Genomic DNA, 7,833 nt, shown 5'->3' on the forward strand with positions numbered 1-7,833 from the left:
CACCAGCAGCGGGCCGGGCGGCGGATCCGGTGGGTCTCCGCGCTCGGCGGCGCGGCCGTGGTGCTCGGCAGCCTCGTGCTCATCGCGGTGACGTCCGAAAGCTCGCCGGGGCGGCAGGCGACGGCCGCGGAGTCGCTCGCGCCCGCGACGACGACCCCGCGCTCGACGACGACGACGGCGCCCAAGCCGGCTCCGACGCCGACGCCGATCCCCACCGTGCTGCGGCAGACGTCCTCGGCCAAAGCGGCGGCTCCGCCCGAAACCGCCGAGCCCGTGCGGTGCACCGTGCGCTACTCCGTGACGGACCAGTGGAACGACGGCTTCACCGCGGGCGCCACCGTCGTCAACAACAGCGGCGAAACGCGCTCGCCGTGGACGCTGACCTGGACGTTCCCCGCCGGCCAGCGGGTCACCCACAGCTGGGATGGCGACTTCGCCCAGACCGGCGACCGGGTCACCATCACCGCCGCGTCCTACAACACCACCCTCGCCCCGGGCGCGACGGTCAGCTTCGGCTTCAACGGCGCCTTCGACCACGGCAACCCGGCGCCCACCGCGTTCGCGCTCAACGGCGCCCGCTGCTCGGCGGCCTGACGACGCGCACGCCGGACGGCTCGAGCAGGCCGTCGAGCTCGACGCGGGCCCGGGTCCGGCGCGGGTCCGGGACCAGGCCTTCGGCGCGGACGACGTCGAGCAGCCCGCTCGCCAGCGGGAGCACCAGGTGCCGGCCCCAGCAGCGCTCGTTCGCGTGCCCGAACGGCAGGTAGCCGGGGTGGGTGTCCGGGTCGAGCCCGGCCCAGCGCCGGGGCCGGAACTCGTCGGGTGCCTCCCAGAGCTCCGGTGACCGGTGGCTCAGCAGCGGCAGCAGCAGGACGTCGTCCCCGGCGCCGATCCGCGGGTCGACGGCGGTGAACTCGGGCGAGCGGACGCGCAGGATGTTCCACGACGGCGGGAGCAGCCGCAGCGCCTCGCGGATGACGTGCTCGTTCGGGACGTCGTCGTCGAACGGCGCGCCGAGCCACACGGCGCTGGTGACCAGTGCGGCGACCGTGAAGCAGATCGGCGCGGCGACCCGGCGGTAGAGGTACATCCGGAAGCGCCGCTCGGCGAGGCTGTCGGCGGCCACGACCTGCCGCGCGAGCGCGGAGAGCGGAGTGCCCGGAGCCGGCGGGCGGACCAGTGCCGCACCCGCGGTGACCGCCGACCACGTCAGCTTCGGCGTCAGCTCCAGGCGGCGGTCGACGAGCACGCGGAAGCGGCGCGTCTCGGGGCCGAAGACGAACCGGCGCAGGTAGTCGTGCGGGACGTCCGGCCAGGTGCCGGTGAGATCGGGCCGGACGGCGGGACGCTTCAACGCCGCCCGGACGTCGGCGCCCAGTGCCTGCATCAGCGCGGCGGACTCGGCGCGCGTGACGCGGCGGCCCAGCACCGGCTTGAAGGTGGGCCGTTCTTCGGCGTTGGCCGGGCGCGCCCGGAGCACCGCGTCCATCGTTCGCGGGTCCGCGATTCCGATGGTGTCCGGTTCGAGCCGGAAAACGCCGTCGCCGCGGTGCTCCGCGAGCAGTTTTTCGAGGCGAGGGGCGAAGACGACCGTGCGGGGCGCGCGGGCGATGACCACGTTCCGGGGCTCCTCGAGGGAAGGGGCCGGTCCCGGTGAGCGGGACCGGCCGGGTGATCAGATCCAGCCGTACCAGGCGTACGCCTTCAGGCTCTTCTTGGGAAGCGCTTTCTTGACCAGGCGGACGAGCTTCACCGGATTCCTCCCTAGTTCGGTTCCAGGACCGTGATCGACACTAGGCAGCACTGGATCGGTTCCGCACCAAGCACTACACGTTCGGCCCAGACCTTTCGGCGGGAAATGGGCGCCAAGAAAAATGCCTGTTAAATCAGCCGAGCACTTCGCGCATGAATGTCACAAGCCAGTGCTGGGCCGGGCTGCGCGCATGCGTGTGCCGGGTGTACACCGACACCTGCGCCGGCTCGACGTCCATCGGGAGGTCGAACAGGCGGACCCGGTGCTCGGCCGCGAACATCTCCGCCACCAGGCGCGGGACCATCGCCACCAGCTCGCCGTCCTGGACCAGGTACGGCAGGGCGGCGAAGCGGGTCACCTCCAGCACCACGCGGTCGAGCAGGCCGTGGGCCTCCAGCGCGCGGCGGGGGCCGTCGTGGCCGGTCGGGCCGAACACCGTCACGTGGCGCTCGGCCGCCAGCGCGGCGAAGTCGACCCGGGCCCCGAGCCGCGGGTGGTCGAACGCGACCATCCCCAGGTAGCCCTCGGAGAACAGCGGGATGCGCGCCACGCGCTGGGAGCTGATCAGCGGGGACGCGATGAACGCGTCGATCTCGCCGCGGCCGAGCTGGTCGGCGGCGCGGTCGACGTCGAGGGGCCGGACGGTCAGCGTCACGCCGGGCGCGTGCGAGGGCAGCGCGGCCATCAGCCGCGGCAGCAGCGAGATCTCCCCCAGGTCGGACAGGCACAGCGTGAACGCCGCCCGGGCGGTCGCAGGGTCGAACGACCAGGCGCCGCTGACCGCCGTTTCGATCCCGGACAGCGCGCTGTGCAGGGGCTCGTAGAGCGCGCGTGCGGTCGTCGTCGGCACCAGGCCGCCGCCGGTGCGGCGGAACAGCTCGTCGGAGAACCGGCGCCGCAGCTTCTGCAGGCTGTAGCTGATCGTCGGCTGCGTGACGTGCAGCGACTCGGCCGTGGCGGTCACGCTGCGGGTCTCGTAGAGCAGCACGAACGTCCGGACCAGGTTGAGGTCGAAGTCCCGCATCATCGATCCCATCTATGAATGACCACGGCAACATTTATTGGAGCACAGCCCGGTGGGCTCCCTAGGGTCTGGTCCAACCCGCCCGAGAGGACCCGCGCATGCCCACCGCCCGCCGGCTCGCCCACGAGTTCCTGGACCGCCGTGGCCTGACCACGATCTTCGGCAACCCCGGTTCCAACGAGCTGCCGTTCCTGGCCGAGCTGCCGTCGCACTTCCGGTACGTGCTCGGCCTGCACGAAGGCGCCGTCGTCGGGATGGCCGACGGCTACGCCCAGGCGACCGGCCGCCCGGTGCTGGTCAACCTGCACGCCGCCGCCGGGTCGGGCAACGCGATGGGCGCGCTGACCAACGCCGTCTACTCGCGCTCGCCCCTGGTGCTGACCGCCGGCCAGCAGGTCCGGTCGGCCATCGGGCTCGAGGCGATGCTCGCCAACGTCGACGCGACGCAGCTGATGCGGCCGCTGGTCGGCTGGGCAGGCGAGCCGAGTTGCGCGGAGGACGTCCCGCGCTCGCTCGCGCAGGCGGTGTTCGAGGCCGAGCTGCACCGGCGCCCGACCTACCTGTCGGTCCCCTACGACGACTGGGCCGCCGAGTTGCCCGCGAACGCCGCTGTGACGCTCACCCGGAATGTCCAAAGAGGACTCACGCCCGACACAGCCCAGCTCGACGAGCTCGCCGCTGCGCTGGCCGGGGCGGAGAACCCCGCGCTGGTGCTGGGCGGCGACATCGACGCCACCGGCCTGTTCGACCGCGCCGTCGCCCTGGCCGAGCACCTGGACCTGCCGACCTGGGTGGCGCCGTCGCCGCACCGGCTGCCCTTCCCCAACCGGCACCCGCTGTTCCGCGGCGTGCTGCCCGCCGGCATCGCGCCGATCTCGGCCGCGTTCACCGGGCACGACCTCGTGCTGGTGCTCGGCGCGCCGGTGTTCCGCTACCACCAGCACGTCCCCGGCGCGTACCTGCCGGAGGGCACGCGGCTGATCCAGGTGACCGACGACTTCGGCGCCGCGGCCCGCGCCCCGATGGGCGAAGCGCTCGTGGCCGACCCGGCGCCGGTCATCGAGGCCCTGCTCGCGAAGCTGCCCGCCCGGACCTCGGGCGGCGGGTTCGCCGCGGACCCGGAGCCCAAGACCGGCGCGAAAGCGCTGCACCCGGAACAGGTCTTCGCCGCGCTGCGCGAGACGCAGAGCGACGACACCCGGTACGTCGTCGAATCGACATCGACGAACTCGGCGTGGTGGCGGCAGATGGACCTGCGCCGCGAAGGTTCGTACTTCTTCCCGGCCGCCGGCGGGCTCGGGTTCGGCCTGCCCGCCGCGGTCGGCGTCGCCATGGGCAGCCCGGACCGGCCGGTCGTCGGCGTCATCGGCGACGGCTCGGCCAACTACGGCATCACGGCGTTGTGGAGCGCGGCGCACTACCGCGTCCCGGTCACGTTCGTGATCCTGCGCAACGGCGTCTACGGCGCCCTGCGGTGGTTCGGCGAGCTGCTCGGGACGCCGGACGTGCCGGGCACGGAAATCCCCGGAATGGACTTCGCCGCGATCGCCGCCGGCTACGGCGTGCCCGCCACCACCGTCACCGATCCCGGCGACCTGCACGACCAGCTCAAGTCGACCCCGGACGGCCCGCGGCTGATCCAGGTCGACACCGAACCGACCACACCGGAGTGATCATGACCTTGCTGGACAACGAGTTCACGGGTGGCAGCGGCGGGACCCACGCCGTCGTCGAGCCGGCCACCGGGGAAACCCTGGGCGGTGTGGGCATCGCGACGCCGGACGACGTCGCCGAAGCGGCGGCGGTGGCGGCGAAAGCGCAACGCGACTGGGCGCGGCGCAAGCCCGCCGAGCGCGCCGCCGTGCTGCGCCGCGCCGGTGAGCTGTGGGAGACGCACGCCGCCAAGGTGCAGGACTGGATCGTCCGCGAGGCCGGTTCGACGCGCCCGAAAGCCGGGATCGAAACGGAGATGGCGGCCGGGATCTGCTTCGAGGCGGCGGCCCTGCCCACGCACCCGCTCGGCGAAGTGCTGAGCACCGGCGAGCCCCGCTGGTCGCTGGCGCGGCGCCAGCCGTGCGGCGTGGTCTCGGTGATCTCGCCGTTCAACTTCCCGCTGATCCTGGCGATCCGCTCGGTCGCGCCCGCGCTGGCGCTCGGCAACGCCGTGCTGCTCAAGCCGGACCTGCGGACCGCGGTGTCCGGCGGGGTCAGCATTCTGCGCGTCTTCGAGGAGGCCGGCCTCCCGGAGGGGCTGCTGCACCTGCTGCCCGGTGACGCCGCCGTCGGCGCCGCGGTGGTCGACGCGCCCGAGGTGTCGGTCGTGTCGTTCACCGGGTCCACCGCGGCCGGGCGCAAGGTCGGCGAGGCCGCCGCGCGCTCGCTCAAGCGCGTGCACCTGGAACTCGGCGGGAACAACGCGCTCGTCGTGCTGCCGGGCGCCGACGTCGCCAAGGCCGCGTCCGCCGGCGCGTTCGGCTCGTTCCTGCACCAGGGCCAGATCTGCATGACCACCGGGCGGCACCTGGTCCACGAGTCCCAAGTGGACGAATACGTCGAGGCGCTGGCGGAGAAGGCGCGGCGCCTGCCGGTCGGGAACCCGGCCACCGGCGAGGTCGCGCTCGGCCCGATCATCGACGACCGGCAGCTCGCGCACATCACCGACGTCGTCGACCGGAGTGTCGCGGCGGGCGCCCGCGTCCTGGCCGGTGGCAAGCCGGACGCGCCGTACTACCCGCCGACCGTCCTCTTCGGACTTTCCGACGACACCCCGGCGTGGCGTGAGGAGATCTTCGGCCCGGTCGCGCCGGTGCGCGCCTACCGCGACCTCGGCGAGGCCGCGTGGCTGGTCAACGATTCCGAGTACGGCCTGTCCGTCGGCATCCTCGGCGACGTCGGCACCGCGATGACGCTGGCCGAGGAGGTCCGCTCGGGCAAGGTGCACATCAACGAGCAGACCGTCGGCGACGAACCCACCGCCCCCTTCGGCGGCGTCGGCGACTCCGGCAACGGCTCCCGCTTCGGCGGGGCGAAGGCCAACATCGAGGCCTTCACCGAAACTCAGTGGCTGACCGTCCGCGCGGACATCGCGGGTTACCCCTTCTAGAAGGAGAACGGCAATGACGACGTCTCCCGTCCGTCCCGTGTGGACGGCGGTCCTCTGCTGGCTGACCGTCCTGCTCGAGGGCTACGACCTGGTCGCGCTCGGCGCCACCATCCCGACGCTGCTCAAGAGCGGCTACCTCGGCTTCACCGCGGCCGGCGCGACGCTGGTCGCGACGGTGTCGCTGATCGGCGTGGCGGTCGGCGCGGCCTGCCTCGGCCCGCTCACCGACCGCTTCGGCCGCCGCGGCATGCTCATCGGCTCGGTGCTGCTGTTTTCGTTGTTCACGCTGCTGACGCCGCTCGCGCCGAACGTGGCGACGTTCGGGATCTTCCGGTTCATCGCGGGCCTCGGCCTCGGCGCGTGCATGCCGGTGGCGCTCACGGTGATGTCGGAGAACCTGCCCGCGCGGCGGCGCGCCAGCGCGAGCACGTTCACGATGACCGGCTACCACGTCGGCGCGGTGCTGACGTCGATCCTGGCGCTGGTGGTGGCGGGCGACTGGCACTGGCTGTTCTACGGCGGCGGGATCGTCGGCCTGCTGGTGGTGCCGCTGATGTGGGTGAAGCTGCCGGAATCCGCGGCCTACCTGGCTTCTCGCGAGGAATCGGAGCGGGTCAGCGTGCGCGACCTGCTGGGCGCGCGCTTCCGGCGGGTCAGCATCGCGGTGTGGGCGGGGTCGTTCATGGGGCTGCTGCTGGTCTACGGGCTCAACACGTGGCTGCCGCAGCTGATGCGGACCGCCGGCTACCCGATCTCGACGTCGATCACGCTGCTGCTGGTGCTGAACATCGGCGCGGTGCTCGGGCTGGTGCTGGCGGGCACGATCGCCGACCGCTTCGGCATCCGGCCGATCGCCCGCATCTGGTTCGGCGCCGGCGCGGTGCTGCTGGCGGCGCTCAGCCTGCGCATCGGGAACGCGTTCCTGCTGAACACGGTCGTGCTGCTGACCGGCGTGTTCGTGTTCTCCGCGCAGGTGCTGATCTACGGGTACGTCGCCCAGGTGTTCCCGGCCCGCCTGCGCGGCACGGCGCTGGGGCTGACCTCGGCGGTGGGGCGGCTCGGCTCGATCCTGGGCCCGTTCGTGACCGGCGCGCTGGTCACCGCGGGGGTCGCGTACCCGTGGGGCTTCTACTTCTTCGCCGTCGTGGCCGCGCTCGGCCTGGGCGCGGTGCTGGCGCTGCGCGGCGAGTCAGCGGCGCCGGAACGGTTGGCACCGGTGTCCGCGGGGTAGCCGCCGGGCATGTCGGAACCCCACCACGAAGTCGGCGACGAAGATTCGAGCGGCAACCGGCCCGAGCCGGAGCCCGAGCCCCGCCGCGGTGATCCGGACGGGCCGCTGGAAGACGAGGACGCGAAGGCCCGGCCGGGTCACCCCGGGTCGGCGGAGAACTTCCGCGGCGGTGACTAGGCCGTCTCTTCGGGACGGCGCCGCATGGTGGGTTCCGGCTGCTCGGTCCGCCGGTCGGAGTCGCGCAGCACCTCGCGGGCCTGGCCTTCGGGGTCCTCGCTGTCGACGGCCTGCTCCTCGGGCAGCAGCTCGGCGCGGGTTTCCGTGCGGTCGGGTGGTGTGTCGTCCATGCGTCGCTGGTACCCGCTCGTGAACGATCTCAGACACCGCCGAGCCGGGGGTGTGGCGGCTTCGCTGACGTGAATGACTCATTCATGTCACCGGACGACAGGGCGCCGGCAAAGTCGGGCCGGCGAGCGGGTGACCGGCCACAGAGTCGCCTGGCCGCGTGGTCTGCCCGGCGTCGCGGGGATGTTGTGAATGACTCATTCATGTCGTCTGGCGACATGAATGAGTCCTTGAGTTTTAACTCTTGGTGGTCTTCTTGCCTCGTCGGCTGTTCTTGCGATAGGTCGGATAGCGGGTCCGGGGCGGCCGGGCGGAGCCGGTGGGACGTCCGGGACCGGGACGGGTGGGTTTCGGTGGGTTGGCCGGGGTGCCGGTCA

The 7,833-nt window shown here is 72.6% G+C and carries 9 protein-coding genes; 5 read left to right on the forward strand and 4 right to left on the reverse strand.

Annotated elements, in window-relative coordinates:
• A partial coding sequence (locus G3I65_RS57115) for a cellulose-binding domain-containing protein (protein ID WP_239070789.1) occupies positions 1-594 on the forward strand: 594 nt, incomplete at its 5' end.
• Here the strand turns inward: G3I65_RS57115 and G3I65_RS08365 are convergent.
• From G3I65_RS08365 to G3I65_RS08370, 3 genes are all read right to left on the reverse strand, one after another.
• Positions 566-1,618: a cytochrome P450 gene (locus G3I65_RS08365; protein WP_160695580.1), complete on the reverse strand. Its 1,053-nt coding sequence runs from the start codon at positions 1,616-1,618 to the stop codon at positions 566-568. The two genes, G3I65_RS57115 and G3I65_RS08365, sit on opposite strands and share 29 nt — an antisense overlap.
• A gap of 57 nt (positions 1,619-1,675) precedes the next feature.
• Positions 1,676-1,804, reverse strand: coding sequence for a tryptorubin family RiPP precursor (locus G3I65_RS59030; RefSeq protein ID WP_375336666.1), 129 nt, complete (start codon positions 1,802-1,804; stop codon positions 1,676-1,678).
• Between the two features lie 82 nt (positions 1,805-1,886).
• Entirely contained in the window at positions 1,887-2,777 is an 891-nt protein-coding gene (locus tag G3I65_RS08370; RefSeq protein ID WP_160695581.1) for a LysR family transcriptional regulator, read from the reverse strand.
• A gap of 98 nt (positions 2,778-2,875) precedes the next feature.
• Here G3I65_RS08370 and mdlC point away from each other — a divergent pair, with 98 nt between their 5' ends.
• The 4 genes from mdlC to G3I65_RS08390 are packed head-to-tail and all read left to right on the forward strand — an operon-like array spanning position 2,876 to position 7,288.
• Positions 2,876-4,450 carry a benzoylformate decarboxylase gene (gene mdlC, locus G3I65_RS08375; RefSeq protein WP_160695582.1) on the forward strand — a complete coding sequence of 525 codons (1,575 nt, stop codon included), beginning with the start codon at positions 2,876-2,878 and terminating at the stop codon, positions 4,448-4,450.
• A 2-nt stretch (positions 4,451-4,452) separates the two neighbouring features.
• Entirely contained in the window at positions 4,453-5,880 is a 1,428-nt protein-coding gene (locus G3I65_RS08380) for a benzaldehyde dehydrogenase (protein ID WP_166639815.1), read from the forward strand.
• A 13-nt stretch (positions 5,881-5,893) separates the two neighbouring features.
• Complete coding sequence (locus G3I65_RS08385; protein ID WP_160695584.1) at positions 5,894-7,111, forward strand: aromatic acid/H+ symport family MFS transporter; 1,218 nt, start codon at positions 5,894-5,896, stop codon at positions 7,109-7,111.
• A 9-nt stretch (positions 7,112-7,120) separates the two neighbouring features.
• Positions 7,121-7,288 carry a hypothetical protein gene (locus tag G3I65_RS08390; RefSeq protein ID WP_160695585.1) on the forward strand — a complete coding sequence of 56 codons (168 nt, stop codon included), beginning with the start codon at positions 7,121-7,123 and terminating at the stop codon, positions 7,286-7,288.
• Here G3I65_RS08390 and G3I65_RS56400 read toward each other — a convergent pair.
• Positions 7,285-7,458, reverse strand: coding sequence for a hypothetical protein (locus G3I65_RS56400; RefSeq protein WP_166639816.1), 174 nt, complete (start codon positions 7,456-7,458; stop codon positions 7,285-7,287). The genes G3I65_RS08390 and G3I65_RS56400 overlap by 4 nt on opposite strands.
• Positions 7,459-7,833 lie beyond the last annotated feature (375 nt).

Source organism: Amycolatopsis sp. SID8362 (assembly GCF_010550475.1).
GTDB classification, from domain to species: Bacteria; Actinomycetota; Actinomycetes; order Mycobacteriales; family Pseudonocardiaceae; genus Amycolatopsis; species Amycolatopsis eburnea.

Coding starts and splice junctions, on each gene's coding strand:
- G3I65_RS08370 (WP_160695581.1), bottom strand. CDS start 2,777: ATGCGGGACTTCGACCTCAACCTGGTCCGGACGTTCGTGCTGCTCTAC.
- mdlC (WP_160695582.1), top strand. CDS start 2,876: ATGCCCACCGCCCGCCGGCTCGCCCACGAGTTCCTGGACCGCCGTGGC.
- G3I65_RS08380 (WP_166639815.1), top strand. CDS start 4,453: ATGACCTTGCTGGACAACGAGTTCACGGGTGGCAGCGGCGGGACCCAC.
- G3I65_RS08385 (WP_160695584.1), top strand. CDS start 5,894: ATGACGACGTCTCCCGTCCGTCCCGTGTGGACGGCGGTCCTCTGCTGG.
- G3I65_RS08390 (WP_160695585.1), top strand. CDS start 7,121: ATGTCGGAACCCCACCACGAAGTCGGCGACGAAGATTCGAGCGGCAAC.
- G3I65_RS56400 (WP_166639816.1), bottom strand. CDS start 7,458: ATGGACGACACACCACCCGACCGCACGGAAACCCGCGCCGAGCTGCTG.